General features: G+C 58.5%; 14 protein-coding genes. 4 read left to right on the top strand and 10 right to left on the bottom strand.

What is annotated here, in order from left to right; all coding sequences use genetic code 11:
- On the top strand, positions 1-606 hold a 606-nt coding region (locus AC6RA8_RS13530), incomplete at its 5' end, for a tyrosine-type recombinase/integrase (protein ID WP_500353268.1).
- A 389-nt stretch (positions 607-995) separates the two neighbouring features.
- On the opposite strand, the gene AC6RA8_RS13525 is transcribed toward AC6RA8_RS13530, so the two are convergent.
- Positions 996-5822 carry a Calx-beta domain-containing protein gene (locus AC6RA8_RS13525; protein ID WP_500353267.1) on the bottom strand — a complete coding sequence of 1609 codons (4827 nt, stop codon included), beginning with the start codon at positions 5820-5822 and terminating at the stop codon, positions 996-998.
- Positions 5823-6055: 233 nt separating this feature from the next.
- Here AC6RA8_RS13525 and AC6RA8_RS13520 point away from each other — a divergent pair, with 233 nt between their 5' ends.
- Positions 6056-7717 carry a bifunctional helix-turn-helix transcriptional regulator/alpha/beta hydrolase gene (locus AC6RA8_RS13520; protein ID WP_500353266.1) on the top strand — a complete coding sequence of 554 codons (1662 nt, stop codon included), beginning with the start codon at positions 6056-6058 and terminating at the stop codon, positions 7715-7717.
- A 340-nt stretch (positions 7718-8057) separates the two neighbouring features.
- On the opposite strand, the gene AC6RA8_RS13515 is transcribed toward AC6RA8_RS13520, so the two are convergent.
- The 7 genes from AC6RA8_RS13515 to AC6RA8_RS13485 form a co-directional block, all read right to left on the bottom strand.
- Positions 8058-9101: a tetratricopeptide repeat protein gene (locus AC6RA8_RS13515; RefSeq protein ID WP_500353265.1), complete on the bottom strand. Its 1044-nt coding sequence runs from the start codon at positions 9099-9101 to the stop codon at positions 8058-8060.
- A 56-nt stretch (positions 9102-9157) separates the two neighbouring features.
- Complete coding sequence (locus AC6RA8_RS13510; protein ID WP_500353264.1) at positions 9158-10741, bottom strand: calcium-binding protein; 1584 nt, start codon at positions 10739-10741, stop codon at positions 9158-9160.
- A 59-nt stretch (positions 10742-10800) separates the two neighbouring features.
- Complete coding sequence (locus tag AC6RA8_RS13505; RefSeq protein WP_500353263.1) at positions 10801-12636, bottom strand: glycosyltransferase family 2 protein; 1836 nt, start codon at positions 12634-12636, stop codon at positions 10801-10803.
- Entirely contained in the window at positions 12633-14183 is a 1551-nt protein-coding gene (locus AC6RA8_RS13500; protein WP_500353262.1) for a cellulose biosynthesis cyclic di-GMP-binding regulatory protein BcsB, read from the bottom strand. Before AC6RA8_RS13500 ends, AC6RA8_RS13505 begins: the two co-directional genes overlap by 4 nt.
- A gap of 82 nt (positions 14184-14265) precedes the next feature.
- Positions 14266-15486 (bottom strand): NAD-dependent epimerase/dehydratase family protein, encoded by a 1221-nt coding sequence (locus AC6RA8_RS13495; protein ID WP_500353261.1) that lies wholly within the window; start codon positions 15484-15486, stop codon positions 14266-14268.
- 151 nt (positions 15487-15637) lie between these two features.
- Complete coding sequence (locus AC6RA8_RS13490) at positions 15638-18175, bottom strand: hybrid sensor histidine kinase/response regulator (protein WP_500353260.1); 2538 nt, start codon at positions 18173-18175, stop codon at positions 15638-15640.
- 46 nt (positions 18176-18221) lie between these two features.
- Positions 18222-18689: a putative pterin-binding protein gene (locus AC6RA8_RS13485; protein WP_500353259.1), complete on the bottom strand. Its 468-nt coding sequence runs from the start codon at positions 18687-18689 to the stop codon at positions 18222-18224.
- 182 nt (positions 18690-18871) lie between these two features.
- Here AC6RA8_RS13485 and AC6RA8_RS13480 point away from each other — a divergent pair, with 182 nt between their 5' ends.
- Complete coding sequence (locus tag AC6RA8_RS13480; protein WP_500353258.1) at positions 18872-19489, top strand: response regulator transcription factor; 618 nt, start codon at positions 18872-18874, stop codon at positions 19487-19489.
- Between the two features lie 362 nt (positions 19490-19851).
- Here AC6RA8_RS13480 and AC6RA8_RS13475 read toward each other — a convergent pair whose 3' ends face one another.
- Together AC6RA8_RS13475 and cutA are read right to left on the bottom strand one after the other, a co-directional pair.
- On the bottom strand, positions 19852-20157 hold the full coding sequence (locus tag AC6RA8_RS13475; RefSeq protein WP_500353257.1) for a hypothetical protein: 306 nt from the start codon (positions 20155-20157) through the stop codon (positions 19852-19854).
- Positions 20158-20414: 257 nt separating this feature from the next.
- On the bottom strand, positions 20415-20732 hold the full coding sequence (gene cutA, locus AC6RA8_RS13470; RefSeq protein ID WP_500353256.1) for a divalent-cation tolerance protein CutA: 318 nt from the start codon (positions 20730-20732) through the stop codon (positions 20415-20417).
- 585 nt (positions 20733-21317) lie between these two features.
- On the opposite strand from cutA, the gene AC6RA8_RS13465 reads away from it, so the two are divergent.
- Positions 21318-22052, top strand: coding sequence for a hypothetical protein (locus AC6RA8_RS13465; protein ID WP_500353255.1), 735 nt, complete (start codon positions 21318-21320; stop codon positions 22050-22052).
- Positions 22053-22305: the final 253 nt, after the last annotated feature.

The raw sequence follows: 22305 nt of genomic DNA, 5'->3' as shown, positions 1-22305 counted from the left end.
ACCCCGAAACGCAGAGCCTGGAATAAGGGGCGGATCATCGGTCAAAAACGGCCTTTGCTGCCCAAACAGGTCTGGGCGATCCGGGCCCGGCTGGAACTGGCTGGCTATCTGCGCGATCTGGCTTTGTTCAACGTCGCCATCGACAGCAAGCTGCACGGCTGTGATCTGGTCAAATTGGCCGTGTCTGACATGGTAAAGGATGATCGCGTGCGAGAACGCGTTTCGGTTATCCAGAGCAAGACCAAGCGACCAGTTCAGTTTGAACTGACGGAGAACACGCGCGAAACTGTGCTGGCCTGGGTTAAATCACCCGAGATGCTTGCTTGCCGGTTCATGTTCCCGAGCCGGTTCCACGACCGACCGCATATCTCCAACCGCCAGTATGGACGGCTTGTCCGCGATGGAGTGACAGCAATTGGCCTCGAGCCGAGCGGATATGGAACCCATTCGCTCCGCAGAACAAAGGCAGCAGAGATCTACCGAAAAACTGGCAACCTTCGCGTGGTCCAACTGCTGCTAGGTCACACGAAGTTCGACAGTACAGTGCGCTATCCAGGCGTTGAACTCAAAGATGCCTTGAGTATCGCTGAGCGCATCGATATCTGAGCCATTTTGACGAGCGGTCCTGCCGTTCGCCAATTCAAAGCGGATGGCCGTCACTTATGCGGCGTTGGTCGGTGGCGAGCCCATACGCAACATCAGGATTTCGGCGCCTTCGCAGTCACGGAAGCCATCGATCCCTTTGTTTTGGATTTTTGCGGGTGAGAACCCGGTCATTCGCCGCGTCGCAGTAGAGAGTTCTTGCCGTTCGAACGGGGTCCTGAGCCTAAACGCCGAGAGTTACTTCTTTGAATTGCCCTGAGTCCCTCGCTGGCGCTTTCGGATGCGAGCCCCTCGATCCCGCTTCGGCTTGAAGCGAAGCATGCTGTGCGAAGGTCCGATATCTTTCAATAATTTGAACTGAAGACCGTTTTCGAAACCGCCTTGAAGTTTGCTCAGAAGATGAAGTCCGAGGCGTCCAGCTCATTCAAGCGCGTGCGCTCCAATTCGATTTCGGCGAAACCGAAGGTGATGATCGCGCTCGTCCCGACGGCCGTTATTTGAAGGTCGCTGAAACTCTCCGCACCGCTCCTGATTTCGATTTTGTCACGGAAATTCTGGAAATCCGCGATCAGGTCCGAGCCGGAGCTTTCGAAGAAGACGAACACGTCGCGCCCCGCGTCCCCGAACAGAACGTCCGAGCCGGTATTGCCGAAGATCGTATCGTCTCCCCGACCTCCCTGGATCAGGTCGTCGCCGGAACCGCCGAAGAGGATATCGTCGCCAGCATCGCCGCGGAGGATGTCGCGGCCCGAGCCGCCGAGGATTTCATCATCCCCTGAACCGCCGCGCAGGGAGTCGATCCCCTCGCCCCCGATGAGCGTGTCGTCGCCATTTCCGCCGAAGAGCAGGTCGTTCCCGTTTTCGCCGTTCAGCGCGTCATCGCCGCCGTCGCCGTTCAACTCATCCCGACCGGAACCACCCTGCAAAAGGTCGTCGCCGAACCCACCCGCAAGGTTGTCATCGCCCTCGCCGCCGAACAGGCTATCGTCGTCCCGGCCACCATCAAGCTCATCGTCGCCGAGGCCGCCGTTCAGAATGTCTTCGCCAGAGCCGCCCGTGATCTCGTCATCACCTTCATCGCCCTCCAGCGTATCGTTGCCTGCTTCGCCAAAGAGCGCATCATCGCCGTCGTCGCCTTTCAGGCTGTCGTCGCCGGAGCCGCCGAAAAGGTTATCCTGGCCTTCGCCGCCAAAGAGGGAATCGTCTCCGAGCCGCCCGAGAATCCAATCGTTGCCGCCGCCGCCAACCGCGTTGTCGTCACCTGTCCCGCCGCTAAGGGTGTCTTCGCCGGAGCCGCCGAAGATGAAATCATCGCCCGCGCTGCCGGAGATGAAATCGTCGCCGGAGTCGCCGGTCAGAACGTCCGCGCCGCCGCCGCCGAAGACAGAGTCATCGCCGGAGCCGCCCTGAATGAGATCGTCGCCGAAACCGGCGCTGAGCGTATCCGCTCCCGCGCCACCGAAAATTTGGTTGTTGCCGGAGCCGCCGATCACCCGGTCGTCGCCACCGTCGCCAGTGAGCGTATCGTTGCCCGCGCCGCCCGTGACGATGTCGTCGCCCTCACCTCCGCTGATCTCGTCTGTGCCGAACCCGCCTGAAAGGGAATCGTCGCTGAAACCGCCCGCTATGCTGTCGTCGCCGGAGCCGCCCCGGATGATGTCCATGCCGTCTTCACCGAGGAGGCTATCGTTGCCGGAGCCGCCAAAGATGAGGTCCGGGCCGCCGCTCCCTTGTACCGTGTCGTCGCCGGCCCCCCCGAAGATGCTATCTCGGCCGAGGCCGCCGTTCAGGAAATCATCGCCTGCGCTACCAAAGATCCGGTCGTTGCCGTCTTCGCCGAAGATCCTATCTGCGCCGGTCCCACCCGCGATCACATCGTCCTCGCCCGTACCGGTGATCGCAGCTTCGTCGTCGTCGCGGATGGTAACGACAGCCTGACCGGTCTGGACGACGACGGACCCCGCATCAGCTGAGACGACATCGATGTTGAGCGTCAGCGTCTCATCTGGTTCATCGACCACATCGCCGATCAGGCGCACACGAACGTCTTTCGTGAGCTCCCCGTCCGCGAAAACGACCGTGGGGTCGAGAAGCTCGAAATCGCGGAAGACGCCGGTAGACGACACGGTTCCACCGGTTGAAACCTCGACGACAGCCTCCCCGAAACCGTCGCTGCGGGTGATCGTCGCTGTGAACTCGCGGCTGACAGAGCTGCCTTCGATCACCTCTGCGGGGGCGGTGATGTTAAAGAAGGCGGTCGCGTCATCGTCTTCAATCGTAATGATCTGCGTCCCGTCCTCCACGACTGCGACGCCGACGGAGGAAACGACGTTGAGGCCCAGGCTGATCGTCTCGTCCGCTTCATCGATGGCGTCCGCGACCAGCCTCACGCGCACCGCCTTCAGCGTCTCGCCATCGGCGAAGGTGACAGAGGTGTCCAGAAGCTCATAATCCCGGTTCGGCCCGAAACCCGTCGCCGTGCCGCCGAGTGTGAGGTTCACCACCGCCTCGCCCTCGCCCGAACTGCGCTCAACGAAGGTCGTGAACTGGGAGTCCGCCCCAGTCCCCTCCGTGAAGCTGCGATCTGGATCGATGCTGAAGGTAACCGGTGTGTCGTCGTCGAGGATGGAGACGACTTGCCGCCCGTCCGCCACCTCTGCCGCGGCGTCGGAAGAGACGACAGAGAGGTCGAGGATGAATTCCTCGGTCGGTTCCTGCACCTGATCATCGAGGAGGCGGAAGAGAAACTGCGTTTCCGTTTCGCCATCCGCGAAGGTGGCGTCGCCGAGGAAAAGGAAGGCGTCAGCGGCCCCGCTCCCCGAAGTCGTCAGTGCGACCTCCGCCGCGCCCTCCGCAAAGGTCCGGGTGACGGTGACGGCGAAGGTTGTGTCCTGGCCGTCACGCTCCGCGATAGTGAAGTCCTGACCGAGGCTAAAGAATGAAATCTCGTCGTCGTCCCGGATCGTGACCACCTGTCGCCCGTCGGCCACTTCGGCTGCAGCGTCGGATGCGGTGACGGAGAGGTCGAAAATCGCCTCCTCCGCGAACTCCACCCGCAGATCGTCGACGACGCGGAACAGGATCGACGTCTCCGTCTCTCCGTCGTCAAAGAAACCCGAGCCGCCGATGCGGACGAAGTCGGCGTTCGCACCCGATGCGTCAGCGGAGCCGGAAGGCGTCAGCGCCACCTCCGCTGTGCCATTGCCGTTAGAGCGGGTGACGTTGATCGCGAACTTCACATCCTCCCCGTTCCGTTCCGCCACCGTGAAGTCGGCGCCGAGGTCGAAGACGGCGGGTGCGTCGTCATCCTCGATGGTCGCAACCAGCTGGCCTTCCAAAACGACGCCGGGCACGTCAGACCCAACGATCGAAAGGTCGAAGATCGCCTGTTCCGTAGCCTCAGCGAGCGCGTCGTCCTTGAGGCGAAAGATAACCGTCGTTTCTGTCTCTCCATCTGCAAACATGGTCGATCCGCCGACCTGCGCAATGTCGTCTGAGGCGATCGTCGCCTCGCCTGAGACCGCCAGCGCGATCTCCGCCGCGCCCTGCCCAGAGGTGCGGGTGACGGTGACTGCGAAGAGCGTGTCTTCGCCGTTCCGCTCCATGATCGTGAAGTCTGCGCCGAGGCTGTAGGCGACTGGTTCCGCCGTGCCGTCGATCTCTATGTCTTGTACGACGTTGGCGAGGGCGATCAGCCCGTCATCCCCATCCAGCGCGTCGAGCGCGGCGAGCCGCTCAGCCCCGCCATAAATGAGATAGGTCGCGCCCGGCGCGTCGAACTCGAACTCCGCGTTGGATGGCGGGTTGTAGAAGGGGGACCCAATGACGAAGTCACTCACCCCGTCTTGATTCACGTCGCCGCCGCCGGCGACCGCAAACCCGGCACGGAAATCGTCCGGACCCGCGATGAAACGGTATCCGGCGCCGGGCGGGATCGCATCGAGATCGACATTGTCGCCAAGCCCGCTCGCCGAGCCGAAAAGAAGCGCGATCTCCCCCCCGCTATTCGATCCGCCTGCCGCGCGCGAGACAAGGACGTCGTCGAACCCGTCCCCGTTCACGTCGCCAACCGCCGCCATGTCAATGCCCGACGCTACGCTCACGGAGGCGACGCCGCCGAGCTCGCTGACGCCGTCTGAGGTCGAAAGGTCGAACTCCGCCCCGAACCCGCCATTCTGGCCGTAGACGAGATAGAAGGCCGGATCATCCGTGGCAGGCCCTGCGTCGATCAGGATGAAATCATTCAGCCCGTCTCCGTTCACATCGCCGGCGGAGGTCACTTGTTTGCCGACCGCGAAGATGTCGGTCGCGAGAATCTTCGTGCCGGCCTGACCGTCGAGCCGTGCGACGTTGATCTCGTCCGGCAGACCGCCGCTCTGGCCGTAGATCAGGTAGGCCTCGCCGCTATTGCGCGCGAAGAGGCTCGTCGCTGCGCCGATCGCGCCTGCGCCGGTGAGGAGAAAATCCACCAGCCCGTCGCCGTTAACATCGCCAAGCGCCGCCGCGCCCTCTGCGATGAAGGCGCGCTCGCTGCTGAAGATGACGACGGCGTCCGACAAGGCCGAGCCGTCGAACGCGCCCGAAAGGTCCGTCACAGCATCGGAACTCCGGTCGAAAACGAACCCAAGGCCGGAGCTTACAGAGCCGCCCGGCGCCGGAGTGAAGGGCGCGCTGACGAAGAACTCGGCGTCCCCATCCCCGTCGACATCGCCGAGATCGACAATTGCGCTGCCGGCGTTCCGCCCGCCGCTGACGAAGAACGCCTGACCGTCGACGCCGTTGGTGAGGTTGGAGATGCCGAAATCGAACGTGGCGTCCGCCCGTCCAAAAAGCACATATCCCATCCCACCGGTCGCCGAGTCGTCGAAGCGCACGCGCGGCGCACCAATGAGAAGATCGTCGAACCCGTCGTCATTCACATCCGAGAACGAAATCGGTCCAGCGACGTCGATCCCAACACCGATGTCAAACACGCCGGACGTGGTCACGTCGCCTCCGGCAAGGCGCGCCGCCTCCAATTCCCCCTCGAGAACGCCGTCGCCGCCGTAGATGACCTGGATCGTGCTGGAGCTGTCGTTCCGCGAAGATCCAATGACGCGGTAATTGATCGCGAGATCGGCGGCGCCGTCGCCGTTGAAGTCTCCGATCGAGAGGCCAGCGCCAAACTCTTCGAACCCGAAAGACCCCGTGATGCGGGCGCCCGCTGAAACCTTGACCATGAAATTCCTCCCGTTCCTGGCGGTATTGTGCGTCAACGACGCACCGCCAGTCGCCGCCAAATCGCGACCGCATTCTCCAATGCGGGGAGGCTAGGTCTTTCGATTGATCTCCCTCAATCATCAATATTGGGGATTCTCGGGGGCCGGATACCATTTCTTACAAGCGAGCGATGCCGCGCGGCCCGCGAGAAATAACAACTCGCTTTTGGAGAAAACCGCGTTAAAAGAACACCATGACGGTGCAGAAAGCCGACAAAACGCTGGATCTTGTGTCCAAGGCCTACGGGGCCGCGATCGAGCCGCAGCGTTTCGACGAGCTGCTCGCCGCGTGGGACGCTTGGTGCGACGAGCATTTTAATGGATCTGGCGAAGCGTTCGAAATCCTCGACCCGAAGTTCGGCGAAGCGCTCTCCGCTGCCGCCACCCTCGACGCCGTGGCACCGAAAAAGACCGCGCTGGACGCTGCGCAGGCACCTACGATCCTGTTGGACGCGGCGAAAACGGTCGTCGCCATGAACGCGGCCGCGTCGGCTCTCGTCGAAGCGCGCCATCTCGACGTGGCGTATCTGATCGCGTCGCGACGGCGCGCGGATGGAGAGTTCGGTGACCGCCCCCTCGGTGCCTTTCGCTGCCAGAGTGCGCCCGGCGGGCGCGTGTACCTCGCGCTGGAGTCTCAGGTCAGCGAACTCATCAGGGCGCAGCATCCGAGCGCAGAGCGAGCGTTTATGCTCAACCTAATCGACTGGGACAACCCTTTCGCGGACGATCTGAACGCCCGCTTCGGTTTTAGCGACGCCGAACTGCGGGTCGCCAAAGGCCTTCTCGAAGGCCGTACAGCGCAGGAGATAGCTGGAGAGGCCGATCGCAGCCTCGCCACGATCCGTAGCCATATCAAAGCCCTGCTGCAGAAAACCGGGGCGCGGCGGCAAACCGAGCTCGTGCAACTGCTGACGCTCATCAGGCAAGCAACCAACGAACGCGCGCCGTCCGGAGACGCACGCTGCGAAGTCGATTTCGAAACGATCGAATTGCAGGGCCCGGGCGGAACGCTGCAAGTCGTCCGCTACGGTGCGGGCCGCCCACTGATCTACTTCACCACTTCATCGCGACCGGAGGAGACCGCGCAAGTGCGCGCCGCCTTTGCGGGTGCCGGTTTTCGCGTGATCGCACCCGCGCGCCCAGGTTTTCGCAGCGACGCGCGCCAGAACGGCGATGCGAACGCAGCCCTACTTGACGATTGGCTGGATGCACTTTGGACCGAAGCGGGCCCGAGCGCAGTCATCGCCGGCCATCGAGAGGGCGGTATCCTCGCCGCCGACGCCGCGACGCGCATTATCGCTTCAGGTAAAGAGATCGGCGGTCTCACGCTGATTTCGACGGGGGCACCGATCGTTAAGTTCTCATCTTTCGAAACGGCGCCAGCGACGATCAAGCGAAGCTTTTTCGCAGCGCGTTACGCCCAGTCGGCTCTTTCCCTCGGCTATCGCACCGCGGCCCGCATCTTTCGATCCAGTCGCTTTGGCGAAGAAAAAATTGTCAGGTATTTTGTGCAGGACAGTCCAACTGACGCCAAGAAGATCGTTGATCCCGAATTTCGCGAGACGATCCGAAGCAACATCGAATACTGCTTCCTCGATCCGTCCCAGATCGCGCGTGACATCGCTTATTGGGGCGCCGATTGGTCGGCTAATCTTCACGCCGTCCGCGCGGCTGCGCCTGTGCGGTTCTTTCACGGCGAGGACCACACGTTTCTGCCAGCTTCCGAGGTCGCTTCGCTTGAGAAGAAGCTCGACGGCGTCGACGGCTGTATCTTCAGCGGATCAGCACAGCTGGCGCTCTACGAGCATGCTGAGGAGATTGCGGAAATGGCGATGGGATTGGTCGGCAGTGAATAGATGCCTTAGCACCGCTTTCCTATGAGTTAGGCGCCTAAGCAGGTGGCCTAACTGGCCGTGCCCAGCTTCTGCAGCGCAGCGAGTTTCGGTTTGCTGGCCTTGGTACTTTTAGTTGTATTCGCGAAACACACTGAACGGAAGTTCGGTTGCGGAAATCAATCGGCGGCTTCGGTCCGGACCCTAGTGAGGCGAGAACACCAATTCCAGACGGCGCGCCATGATGCTCTCAAGGCACTCAAGAGACAGCGGGCAGACAGTGCATATCGAGCGTTTCTGCCGCAACCACTCTGAATGGATTTTCAATCGATAGTCCCCGTTCACAACAACTCTGGCCCTGTGGCTAGCCGCGATCATGCGCCATGGCGATTGCATCTGCCACGGCTCGCACAGTTTGACTGCGCAACGGCCCTGATGCGCAGAATTCCCATATGCCTCTGTCTTTGCAGAATTTGTTCTGGGCTCTTACGGTCCGTGCGGTCATCTTTGCGTTGATACGGCCCGAATAGTAGCCAAGGCCGCGCAGCTCCTTCTGAAGTACACGAACCCAAGCGTTCTTGTTGATCCAAAAGGCTGTACTTGCAACGCGCGCATAGTGTTCGGTTTCGGCGTCCTGCAGCACCTTTTCGGTCTCGATCCAGAACCGACCCGGGTAAACATCAGCGGCTAGCCTAACCCGTTCCATCAATAGCGTGCGCCGCTGGATGCCGGGGACACTTATCAGGGCTTCGCGCTGCCGGGTGATCTGGCTCCGTTTGTCTTGCGCGCGGGTCAAATAGACCAGTGCCGCTTCTGCAAAGCGTGCGTCCCCCTCGAGACCGGTTTGCACGACGCGGTCTACAATGTAATCCGGGGCTTGTCCGCGAATACGGTTCCAATTGTATCTTAACAAAAGATCGCGGGCGGCGTTTGCATCGCCGTCACGTGCCAAAGCATCCAGCATATGCTGTCCCAAGGCTGGATCTGATTCCGCACCAAATGCCCGATCGATATGCGCCGTACCCAGCAGCCGCGCCGTGCCCGGGTGCTGATCGCGCGCGGCCTGTTGCAACAGACGCAATGCGACATCTGTATCGCCCAATGCCAATTCCACCCGCGCCAGCGACGCAAAAGCCCAACGATGGCCGCCTGCCGAGGCGAGCCGATACCACTGGCGTGCGGCCGTCAAATCTTTGTATGTCCCGACGCCATGGCGATAGTAGTATCCAACCCGATTGGCCGCGGGGATGTGCCCGGCATGCGCCAACCCCAGCATTGCGCCAAAGGCGGCTTCCGGATCATGCGCCTCCTGCAACTTTATCGCGTTGTATTCTGAACGGCTGACGTCAGCGTTGACAGCCGACGACAGCATCAGCACCAAAACAAGGGATCCAAGAATGGAAAACATGTGACATTCCCTTTCAATTTATGGCAGCGCCCTGTTCGGGCGCCACCTTGGATCGATCAAAAAATCAGCAGGTCAACCAAGCCATTCAAGAAGGCGTCTCCGATATCGGCGTGATCGCAGATCAGAACGCTTTGTGAACCCGTCAAAGAGATCAACACGTCTCCGTTTTCGCGCTGTTCAATATGCTCTGCGGTCCAAGCCTGGATATCGGAAACAGAGGTACCGAAGCTGAAGCCAGTCAGATCGATCACATCCGCGTTGCCGCCATAGATGTTGATGTCGGTGATCTCATCACGAAAGAAGTTGTTGCTGGCGTGGAAAACAAAGACGTCGCTGCCTTGACCACCGGTGAGGGTGTTGCGGCCGCTGCCGCCCGAAAGAACATCGTTTCCGGTGCCCCCATCCAAGATGTCGCCCCCGGCACCACCGTCCAGCGTGTCATTGCCCCAGGACCCTTCCAAAATGTCCTGACCTGCGCCTCCAAGCAAAAGATCGGTACCTGCACCGCCGTTCAGTGCATCGCCGCCAGCGCCCCCATCGAGGGTGTCAACACCGTTTCCACCGTTAAGCGTATCCATACCAGCGCCGCCATTCAGGATGTCATTGCCCTGCTGCCCATGCAGCAGGTCATTGCCAGCGCCACCGAACAATTCGTCGGAATCTGCGCCTCCGCGCAAGTCATCCGCACCACCGTCGCCAAATAGGGTGTCCGCACCCTGACCACCGAGCATTGCGTCATTGCCAGCGCCACCCGACAAGAGATCATCGTCGGCGCGTCCGTACAGCGTGTCAGACCCATTTCCACCAAAGAGCTGGTCGTTTCCTGATGCACCGCCCAACCGGTCGTCACCGTCGCCCCCGACGACAATGTCATCACCATCGCCTGCCCAGATTTGATCCGCTCCGGCGCCGCCATCAATATCGTCGCTGCCAACACCGCCATAGAGCATGTCCTCGCCGACACCACCCGAGAGCGTATCGGCACCCTCCGAGCCATGCAGCCTGTCGTCGCCAGCACCACCCTCGAGGGCATCACTGCCTCCGCCGCCGTAGAGGCTGTCTGAGCCAGTGCCTGACAACAATACGTCAGACCCCGTTCCGCCATAGAGCCGGTCAAAGCCCTCACCGCCTTGCAATGTATCATCGCCCGCGGCGCCGATCAGGCGATCATTGGCACCCCCACCATGCATCAGGTCGTTTTCGGTGCCTCCATACAGTCTGTCGAGGCCAGCACCGCCCATCATGGTGTCGGCACCTTCACCACCATAGAGCCGGTCGTTGCCGGACCCGCCGTCCAGTTGGTCATCGCCCAAGCCACCCCATAGGCGGTCGTCAATCCCGCCGCCTGAACCACCGCCTGAACCGCTGGTTTCACCACCGATCAGAACGTCATGTCCTGAACCACCGAACAACCGATCACTGCCCGTAGAACCGTTTACCGTATCGTTCCCCGCTCCGCCGCGTACCGTGTCGCTACCGGCCCCGGCATCGACCGAATCTTCGCCAGCTTGGGCATAGATCTGGTCGGCGCTGTTGCCAGACGTGATGATGTCGTCATCGGCTTTGCCATGGATCCGGTCGGGACCTGCACCGCCATAGATCGTATCCGCCTCAGGTGTGCCGTAGATGTGTCGTGGCATAGTTTCTACTCCTCATTTTTGGGTTATACGCGCCCTTGCTCGGGCACTTGATGCGACCGTCAGGCCACGCGAATGGGTTTGTCCGGTATGATGTCGAGACGGATGACGCGCTCCAGGTCTTCGGCGCGGACGTCGATCAGGATGCTGAGCATAGACTCGAGGGTGAAATAGGCGCGTAGAACGCGGAAAATCAGGTATTCTGGCAGGGCAAGGACGCCCTTCGGAACGCCGTTCAGCAACGAGGCTACAATCGCCATGATTGCCGGAGCGCCCGTGGTAACTGCCACGATGGATTGCCAAACAATTGGGCTATCAGCGTTGAAGCCCAAGCCCCATTCGAGGCTGCCAAAGATGATCAGAGGCACCAGCATGGCCCGCCGGGCCGAATTAATCAGCATGTAAGGCAGGATTACCTTGCCGCGCAGTGTTTTGCCGCCACCGTAGATCAAGTCCCGGCATCGCGATGAGATGTGATAAATCGACCGAAACCACCGCATCCGCTGTTCACGCATGTGACTGTAGGATGACGGGACCTCGGACACGTAGCGCAGCTTGGGATCCACCACCGAGTGAAAGCCCAGTTCGCCGATACGCAGCGAGATATCGGTGTCTTCGCCATTCATCCCTTCGACGAAACCGCCGAGGCGCCGGGGATGATGTGTGCGGTAGACCACAAACATACCGGGGATGCCCACGACACCGTTCACAGCACCCATCGCGACGGAATAGAAGCCGTGTTTGACCAGCACCTCGAGCAAGCGGGCCCGATCAAAGAGTGCACCGCCCGGGGGCACGGGCACACCACCCACGACACCGACGCTTGGATCCGTAAAATACGGCATGGCGCGGGTAAAATTATCTTCGCCCACCAACGTGTCCGCATCAACGCGCACCAGAAACTCGGTTTCGCACGCATCAAGCCCTGCATTGAGCGCATTGGACTTTCCGGGTTTGGGCACATTGATCACGCGTCCCTTGGCCGCCTTGCAGGCCTTCAGTGTTTCACGGGCAATCTCTTCGGTATCGTCCGTAGAATTGTTGTTCATGATCAGGATGTGAACGTCGCCGCCATAGTGGGCAGCCGCGCGATCCATGGCGTTGATCGTGTCGCGGATGATGTAGCTTTCGTTGTGTGCGGGCACGATGACCGACACGGCCGGTTTGAACTCTGGCGTCTTGGCTGTCAGCACGTCGTAGATTGCCAGCAGATAGAGCTGCCCGAACAGGACGGGCAGGAACAAGAAAACGCCCGGACCAATCCCGCCCAGCAGGGTCCAGTCTCGCATCACCTGCACAAGGTAAAGGTCCATCCCGCCGACCCATACAGCGACACAGGCCGCGATCACGATGGTCACGCCAAGACGGAGAAATGCCCGGAGTTGGCTGACAGGAACATGTTCGATCCGGATACGGGCCGGCATGAACCCGCGCTCCAGCAGCTTGAAGGAATAGACGGCAAAGCCGAACAGCCCTGAGGTTATCGCGCTGAAGTGTAGCGACAAAGACGATCCGATCAGGTGGTGCGCGGTTGCATTGGCCAGATCGAACACGGCACTGCCAGCCAGAAAGGTCAGCACCATGTCCAACCCGAAAAGTACACGGCCACGTGCGTCGCCAGAACTGAAGGCCGCAAAGGCTATAAAGAACGAAATCAGGAAGATACGGATCGCGATGGAATGGCGACCGGTATGCTGGGAAAAGACGTAGTCACGATTAGGAAAAATCTGGGCAACTCCGTCGGTGTTCACCAGCCACAACTGAACGGTCGCCAATACGGTGAACACGACCAACATGCGTGGGGCCTGCCACTCGGAAACAGGGCCTGCGAACCGCTTTGGTGCACTGTCGACCGAGATGTAGTTGATCTGTTCGCGCTTGTCCTCTGCGGTGGTCATGACGCCACCCCGTTCGTTTCGATTCCAGCCGGGGCGATCAGCAAGAAGGTGCGTGTACGGGGCAGATCTTGACTTGATCGCACAGGACGCAGATCAACGGCGCCTGCGTCAGCGCCTTGGGTCAGAACCCATACTGGTCCATTCGGCGGCAACGACGGGCGCAGATCACCCGGGTTTACTATGACAATGTGTGCAGTCTGCCGCACCGGTTTTAGAGTGGCAGATGGCGGTGCGATCTGCGCCAACCAACCGGCAACCTGTTCTGCTTGCACCGCAGTCAGCGACGCCGTCAAAGAAACATGGATGGGATCCAGCGCTGCAAGCATCGTGCGCAGGTCATCAATCGGTCCTGCGTAAACATCTTCGCCTGACACCAACTGCGTTTCGGGCAGCATCTCTGCCACCAGCTCGGGGCCTTGATCGCACACTCCTTCTCGCTGCGCCGTAGTGGTGGCAACGATTTCAATCTGGTTGTGTGCCCTTTGCCAGCCTGCTGGCAGATCGATACGGACCCCGTATTCCCTTCGTTTTGCCTTGAAACTGTCCTGCAGAAGCAGGCGATTGTTCAGTGTCACCGTGAGTGACCACAGGTGATCACCAAAGAGATCGCCAAGAGCCAATCGCATATCCAGATGAGCCGGAATGCGTTGCTTGCCACCGTCTTCAAGCGTGTAGCGTGCGCGCCATGAGGTGGCGTGATGAAACCTGCGCACACCAGCATTCACGCCGCTCCGCGCCAAGAATTGGGGATCGTCCACGGTGGGTACAGAAGCGCCGGAAACCGATGCCAACGCTTCGCGTAGGGCAACTGTAGTCAGTGCGTCTTCTTCACCTGCCGCCATGAACAGGGTACGCAAACCATGCCGCTTTGCATCCACGCCCAGCAACAGACGGCGCAATTGCTCGTCCTGTTGAAGCCATGCTGGCCACGACACCCGAACCACGTCGCCCCACGCGTGGACGCGATCTCGGGCACTGACAAGTGGCTCTTTCAATGTGAGGTGAAGAGCGCTGGTCGTCTCGATCTCGACGATTGCGGCAATACCGTCTTCTGGTCCGCACTGCTGTTGGGTGTCAGTGCCTTGCAGTGAGAAAGAGACGACCAGCTGGTCACCCGCAAAATCCGACAGTGACAACGGAATTTGCAGGGACCGTCCCGCCTCGCCCGGACGCAGCAACAGCTCGCCCCGGCGGGAATTGTGGATCGAGATGCGCAGCACGCCTTCCACTCCGGCCAGCACCTGAGTTGTTGCATTGATTTGGAGGTATCCGGACGTCGGGCGTGCATCTTGGGGGAAGGTGAACGCGACGCTTTGGTAGGCAGGAAAACCAGCCAGGATCACAGGGTGATCCGGGTTGGATCGAAGAATTTCAGCCGTGTCGTTGCCCTCTGCCGAAGCTGCCAGGCGATGTTCGAACACAAGCTGCGGTCCGGCTACGATCTGCCGGATCATGTGTTGACCTTGTTCCAGAATGTTCATGGTTGAAAGCAGGAGGGCAACGCCTGCCAACAAAAACCCCATAAGTCCAATGCCGATCATACGCATGGCTGTCACCGTTGGTTGGATTTGAGATATCCCTCTCGCGCGGCGCCTACCTCCAAGCGAGCACCGCGTGAGAAGGTGTTGATCAGGCCGCTTTGCGTGGTTTCGGAGGGACGACGCCCGGGCGCTGATTTTCGGTCCACGTCGACACGCAGGGGATCATCCGGCGAATGCAACGGTCGGCGTATTTGGCCGCGATCTGCTGCGTTTCGTCGATGAGGCCTTGTGCCAGCGTGACCGGTTGCAGACCCAGAGAGAGAAAGGTCTTGTTCGAGACGCGCAGATCATTCTCGGCCGCCTCGTTGCGGGGATTGTCCACATAGGCGATGGATGCACCCGATGCATCTGCCACCAGTTTTGCCAATGCCCGCACTGTATGGGTTTCGGTCATCTGGTTCAGGATTGCGACTTTGCCATCCTTGGCGGGTGGGTTGTTAACGGCCAAGGCAAGGCATTTCACCGTATCCTGAATGTGGATGAACGCACGGGTTTGGCCGCCGGTGCCGTGCACCGTCAGGGGGTGGCCCACCACGGCCTGCATCAGGAAACGGTTCAGGACGGTGCCATAGTCGCCATCGTAGTCAAAGCGGTTGATCAGGCGTTCATCAAGACGGGTTTCTTCCGTCTGGGTGCCCCACACGATGCCCTGATGCAGGTCCGTGATGCGTAGCCGATCATTCTTGGCATAGAACTGGAACAGCAACTGATCCATGGACTTTGTCATGTGATACACGCTGCCGGGATTTGTCGGATACAGGATGTCCCGCTTCATGATCTGTTTGTCATCGCCAGGGACGTAGACAGGCAGGTATCCCTCGGGAATTTCCAGTCCATCATCGTCGTAGCCGTAGACGCCCATGGTACCCAGATGGACAAAGTGTGGATCAAGGCCCAGCTCGACCGATGCGGCAAGCAGGTTGTGTGTGCCGGAAATATTGTTGTCGACCGTATAGCGTTTTTCGCTCACGCCCTTCATCGAATAGGGAGCGGCGCGTTGTTCGCCAAAGTGGATGATTGTGTCGGGCTTGATGTCGGTCAGCAAGGCCACCACAGCTTCAAAATCACGGGCAACGTCGATGTTTTCAAAACGGATGGCCCGGCCAGTATGCTCTTTCCATGCAGCAATGCGATCGTCCATGGACGCGATTGGGGTCAAGCTATCCGCCCCCAACTGCGTGTCGATGTCACGGCGCGACAGGTTATCAACGATGGTGATGTTGTGCCCCTGTGCCGATAGGTGCAGAGCCGTGGGCCAACCGCAGAAACCGTCGCCGCCAACCACAATAATGTCTTTTGAATATTCCATGTCTTTGTTCCCTCAAATGGGCCCCTCCAGGCGACCCGTTACAAGATGAACAAAGATTTACGCGTCTGATCCGCTGCGCGCTGGGGTGAGGGGGTATAGGCCTCGGGGAATTGGAAGAGCAGAACTATCCCAAAGGATAGGGCACCTGTGCTTATGGAACTTGAGAGGCGTGCTGCAATGCCGCATTCAGCCGGTTTTGAGACGCTTCCTTTTCCGTCTTCAGATGACGCACCCAAGACTCGTGGTCCTCCAGGATCTCAGCGCGCGCCTGGGTTTCCATGTCGAAAAGGATCGCTTCCAGATCCGATTGGCCCAGCAGCGACGCCGCACCTTTTGCCTTATGCGCTGCCTCGGCCAGCGTGGCCTGATCGGATGTTCTGCCTTGCGCGCGCAATAGATCGAACAAATTCACCATTTCATGAAAAAAGGCGTCCGCTGTGGCTCGCACCTTGTCGGGGCCCAGCAGGTCGATCATTTCTTTCAACGCTTCGGGGTACTGCGCACCATCCAATTTGGAGATTGGGCCTGCCGACACTTCGGACAGCACACTCTGCAAAGCGTCCAGCCGAATAGGTTTGGTATGGAAGCGGTCCATACCGGCAGCAACAGCTTGCTCGCGGTATTCTTCGCGTCCGTGGGCGGTCAAGCCGACAATCAAAGTGTCTGCATTCCTGTCGCCATCTGCCCGCAAATGCCGGGTCGCTTCGATGCCGTTCATGACAGGCATGCTGATATCCATAAAGATGACATCGAACGCGGTTGTCTTGGCCCGTTCGATGGCGTCGGCGCCGTTTACTGCCTCCTGTACGGAATGCCCCATCGAATGCAGCATATCGCTCAGAACATTGCGATTGATCGGATTGTCTTCGACAATCAGAACCGAACAGACCTTGTGATTGGTTTGGTTAATCTCGGCAGTCGTGGGTGCCCTGACCGAGACGGTTTCACTGCGTTTCAAGGGCAGAGAAAGAACAAAGGTCGAGCCTTCGCCCTCGGCGCTTTTGACTGACACATCCCCTTCCATAGCGCGGGCGATGCGACGTGAGATAGACAGCCCCAGGCCATCACCGCGCGCCTGCCGTCCCTCAGCAGGGGCATGGGCAAAGAAATCCTCGAACACCAGTTCGTGTTGATCGGTTGCAATACCAATGCCTGTGTCCGTGACTGCAAAGCGCAGGGAAGACGTATCAGGCCCGTGGATTCCTGTGACATCGACCGTGATGCCACCCTGCTCGGTGAACTTAATCGCGTTGCCAATCAGATTGGTCAGGATTTGCCGGATACGCCCTGCATCGGCAAGATACGGTCCACGCATCGCAGGCGCGATGTCGAGTGTGATCGACAGCCCCTTTTCCTGCGCCAATGGTTCGAACATGTCGATCACGCCTTGCATCAGAGCAGTCAGCCGGAATTCCTGCAGGTTCAGCTGCAGATTGCCCGTTTCTATTCGAGTGATGTCGAGCGCTTCGTTGACATGCTCCAGCAGCACCTCGCTTGATGAGGTCGCGATATTGGCATAGCGCGTTTGTTGATCGTTCAGGGAGGTTGTCTTCAGCAGGTCGAGCACACCCAAAATGCCATTCAATGGTGTGCGCATCTCGTGGCTCATTACCGCCAGGAACTGTGACTTTGCCTTGTCCGTGCGTTCGGCGCGGTCTCTTGCATCAATGAGCTTTTGCTCATTGATCTTCCGTTCGCTTATATCACGGATATAGGAAATGAATGTGACATCATCACCGTTCTGTGCGGTCGTGATATTCAACTCGACTGGAAACTCCTCGCCTGACTTCCGCAAGGCAGCCAGCTCCACTCGCCCGGCATCCACGACCCGCGGTTGGCCGGTTTTCAGATAGCGCCGCATGCCATTGTGATGCGCATCCCGCATCCGGTGTGGAATGAACGTCTCTTCCATGGTCAGGCCAATTATCTCGTCCCGCTGCCAGCCGAGTACACTTTCAGCCGCGCGGTTGAATCCGATGATCCGTCCCTCAACATCCGCAGTGACGATGGCATCAAGAGAGGCCGCGACGGTCGACGACAGTTGTTTTGACGACGCTGACAGTGCCGCATCGCGCCGGGCGGCACGCAGCAACAACCTGTCCAGCGCCACCATCAGGGCAGCCATAAGGATCAGAAGTGCAATGGCTGTACCACCGGTCCAGATCAGCTGACTGGCAAACTGGGCGCGCCGCGCTTCCGACCGTTCTGCCCCCAGCCGTATACCCAGCAAAGCAATGTCCCTGACGGCAGGTCTGACCTCCCGCACCTCGCGCTGCAATTGAGCCACGGCTTCGACATCCAGTGCCCCCGGAGTATCGAGCACAGCAATCGTTCGATCTGCAAAGGTGTTGATGGGTGTGATCAGCTCTGCGGCCTGCTGGCTTTCGCCAAAGATCTCGGCCGACCGGCCCGAATTGATGATGTTGAGACGACTGAGAGCAATGTCGATGCGCAATCGCACCTCATCCTCGGGATGGGTGCCCGCGACGACCTGATCCGTAAGGATAGCATCAAGGTTCGCAAACTCCGTGTCTATCTGCGAGATGCTCCACTGCGTATTGTCCCCAGCAGCGCGCGACAGATCCTGGACCTGCGACACGAGGCTTTTGACCATCACAGCCAACAAAAGAAAGAGCAGGCAAATGCCTGCTAGAACCGAAAGCCGGTAAGGGTTCAGCTTTTGCGTCATAGGTGGCCTCGCTTCAATCGATCCCAGCCTATGCGCTTGGGGGCTGTCAATCCACGACCTTGAGCCGGTTCAGTTGCCAGATACTGAGCGAATAGATCGTCTCGGTCTGGTACTTGGGGTCCTGGTCGTATGGAAACACGATCCAATATGGCCCCTTATCGCGCACCGACATCACGTTGCCATCCATGCGAGTGGCAATGATCGGTGCGGTTTCCTCAAGCTGGGCAAACGGCATAGTCACTTTGTAGTCGTTCAGGGCAACCATCTCGACCGCAGTTCCTTGTGCGCCAATGGACTCCAGCACAGCAGCCAACGGCACCCCAGAAAAGGTGACCGCCCCGTCGGTCCAGATCGTGGACGTTGTGAAAGACTGCTGAGGCAAGGCGTCAAGATCGGCCAGCTCGAGTGTGACCGGATCAGACTGCGTGGCTTCCGCGGTGATCTGCAACCCAGTTACAGATTGCGCCATCGCCGACGTGAAGCCCCCCAAAAGCAGCACAACAAAAAAGGTCATGGCCCGTAAGCGGTGACGATTTGCCATTTTCATTCCTCGATGATCCAGTGACCCACCTCTAAGTATCCGCGACGATCAGGTCATCAGGGCATTGGCATAGGCACCTATACCAAAGTATAGTTCTGCCATGGTTTCGTCAGGATTTTGGTTGAAAAGTTGCAGGACGTATTAGAGTTGCCGACATGCCCAACATTCTGATTGCTGACGATCACGACCTCGTACGCGACACCATCGCCGCATATCTTGAAACCGTTGATGACTTTCAGGTGCAAACAGCAGCCAGCCTGGATGATGCACTGACCAAGATGCGCGGCTTGGACGCGGTCGATCTGCTTATACTTGACTACAACATGCCGGGCATGAACGGCCTTGCCGGGCTGGACAAGGCGCAGGGACTATTCCCCGCAACCAAGGTGGCGTTGATGTCCGGCGTCGCCAACCGCGACGTTGCCAACAGCGCAATGACAAACGGGGCACATGGGTTCATACCGAAGTCGCTGACAGCGGTATCCTTGGTCAACGCGATCAAGTTCATTCTGTCGGGTGAACGATACTTTCCGTTCGACTTCGGCACAGATGATACGCGCGCAAAGCCGTCAGGTGCCTTTGCCACACTGTCGGATCGCGAAATGGAAACGCTGGAGCAACTCTGCATTGGGCTGTCGAACAAAGAGATCGCCCGCCATCTCGGCGTACAGGAAGTCACTGTCAAACTGCACGTCAAGAACGTGCTCGCAAAACTCGGCGTTTCAAACCGAACGCAAGCCGCATTGATGGCCAAGGAGCACCAGTTGTTTTAAGTCATCCGAGAAACGGCTAATGAAGCAAGCCTGCATCGCTTACTGCTAACGGTTGGAAGGGCTGATCCTGCTGGCCTTTTGGCCTTTTAGCAGCTTGTTTTTCTTAACTCCTCATTATTTGTCACGCGACAACCATCCAATCAATCAAAGCCGGAAGCCAAGTGAAGTTCGATGTTTGCAAGCGGTGATCGCTCTGAGACTCAGCTTTGGAAAACTGGGGCCGACATAGCGAAATGTGTGTTTGGTTAGCGCCCTGAGCTTGGAAACGCCTCATAAGGCTGCACTTAAACGGTGGCTTTGGAGAAGCTGCAGTGCAGCACCGTACGGCACCGGTTCGTGGCACCCATATTCGACGACCGGCCTCAACACCGGCCGGACGCTTGGCCCCTCGCAAGCTCTGCCCTGTCGGGGTACACGGTGAAAGGAACCCTGGTGTTTTTTTGAGACAGGATGTGACCGGATACTTCAGCAAAACACTCGCAATCAACGTCGAATGCGCTGTTTTCGCAGTAGGCCAGCTCTTGTCCCTCAATTTCTTCATACTCGGCCTGGCTGATACCAGAACCCGCTGAATTTCCGCCGCTTGTGAGCGGTGGGAAGAAAGAGACACCAAAGACCATCAACAGAAGCAAGCAGGCCATGGCGACGTATTTGAGGTATTCTCGCATCATTGCTTCCCTTGCTTCGCGCGATAGCTTCGCAAGTCCGGGTTAACGAATGCTTTTCAATCGGAAGCCACTTTTCCAAAGAACATGTCTGATCTGATGGTTAGAATACCTTGGCGATGGCCTGGTTTTATGCCCCAAGCGAGGGGAGGTTCGCAGGTCAGGAATTTCAGTGAGTTACAGAAGCGAACAACTACGCTTTTGGAAACGCACGTCCTGGAACCGAAAGATCCCTCGCACACTTGGCGTAACGACGCACCCTATGTCGAACGAGTGACGGCGTGGACCCATGCCAGATAGTCAGCATTGGCCGTGGCCTCGATCCGGATGATCGGCGGGACGTCGTAGGGGTGCAGGGCGCGCACGGCGTCCTCGACCTGCTGGGCCAGCTCGGCACGGGTTTTCAGAAGCAGCGGATGCTCTTGCTCGCGCTGGATGGCACCGTCCCAGACATAAGCACTCTGGATCGGGGCGTAGCGGTTGGCACAGGCGATGAGCTGCTGATCGAGCAGCGCGTCCGTGATCGCGTCGGCCGTATCGATGGAGGGGCAGTTCACCCAGATGTCGATGATGTGCATGGGGGGATGGTCGCTTACGCGAGTATTCAGATCAACAGGTAAATTGTGCGCTGCACGGACGCCACGCGCCTGTGCAGCCTCCGACCCTAGCGATTAAAAAGCAATCGCGGGGCTGGCTGCGTATCGTGAAACCGTGCGCGAGAAGCGCTTCCATGGGCGGGGGCGATGGGCTGTTTGGTAAGGTGAGCGACGCGGCGAAGCTGTTTATGATCGCGTTTGCGTTCGGGCTGCCGGTCATGCTGGTTTGGCCATATTTGTTGTGAAACGTGCGGCATTAGCTCCGGGAGCGGCCGTTCAAACCGCTTTGGTAGGCTGAACCTCGCTGATTCGCTCAGATTTTCCTTGGTTGATGGTGCAACGATGCTACTGTCAACGTACTTGTTATTAGGACTTTGTTGACGAACTGGGGCTACGTCCCTATCTCGCACTCGCATACGTTGGAAGGGTTTCAATATGCTGGACGAGCAAATAATTGGACTAGCCGTGGCGTACTGCATTTATGCGGTCTTAACTTTTGCAAAAATGCGTTTGACTAAGCGTCTCAGCATAATGTAGCGGTTTACCCCAGAAAAAGACCTGGGGCAGATGAAAAAGTTTATTATTGCGACCATTTTGGTCTTATTGCCTTTTGTGCTCTCTGCATGGGACCTTCAGGAAAAGATAGTAGAGAATGCTCCTATGCTGGAGCCTATCGTTGCATGGATACCGTGGGTATCCATGGCTCTATTGCTTTTATTAGTTCTTGTAATACTCGTGGAACTAATTGGGATGCTTGTGCAGGCGTTCTATCGATTGCAGCCTTCTACTCTAGCACACATTGCCGTCAGGAACGCGCGTTCAGAGGACATTCCGGCAATTGTTGAACTTGCTCAAAAGACGATGGGCAATCGTATCACCGAGAACAACACGCGGCTGCTCTATAACCATAACACTAAGTGCATCAAAAAAATTGTAGATACTCGACATGATGAAATCGTTGGATACTTTTGTCTTTTGCCGCTTACTGTGAACGGTGAGAAAGCAGTTATGGACCGCGATCTCATAAGTGACGAACTGCAAATCGGAAACTTTGCAAAGAACTTTCGCCGCGGTTGTCCAGTGCACATAGGAAGCTTAGCGGCAAGCAGCTCTCGCGGACGCGCTGCGACACTTGAAATGGCAAAAACCTTCTTAGCTTCGCTGGAGATATCCAAAGCATTCACGCGCCCTGTAACTCCAGATGGCGTGCGCCTCGTGCGTAAGTTTGGTTTCGTTCCTGTAAATGAGCACGATCCCATTACAAAGAACGTCTACGTGATGAAGATTCGTGAACCCTTCTAGCTAGCTGTCACTTTTTCAAGTTTAGTAGAAGCACAGACGGTCAGGCAAATCCCAAAAATCTGATGCTTCTGGACCGCTTCGACGTCAGGCACGATCCTCAAATGCAACCGGGTGCCGCTACGCGCGCGCCTTGAACCCAAACGTAAACCCAAAAAAGTTTGTCCGCTTAGCGGACAAACTTTTTGTGTTTCAGTCGTTTGGGTTCAAGGGCATCCGGTCCCAGCCGCCGCTTTTTGTCTTCTTCGTAGTCCTC

It is taken from the genome of Tateyamaria sp., assembly GCF_059783535.1.
Note: the sequence above shows the minus strand (reverse complement) of the source record. Positions and strands in the feature narration are given on the sequence as shown.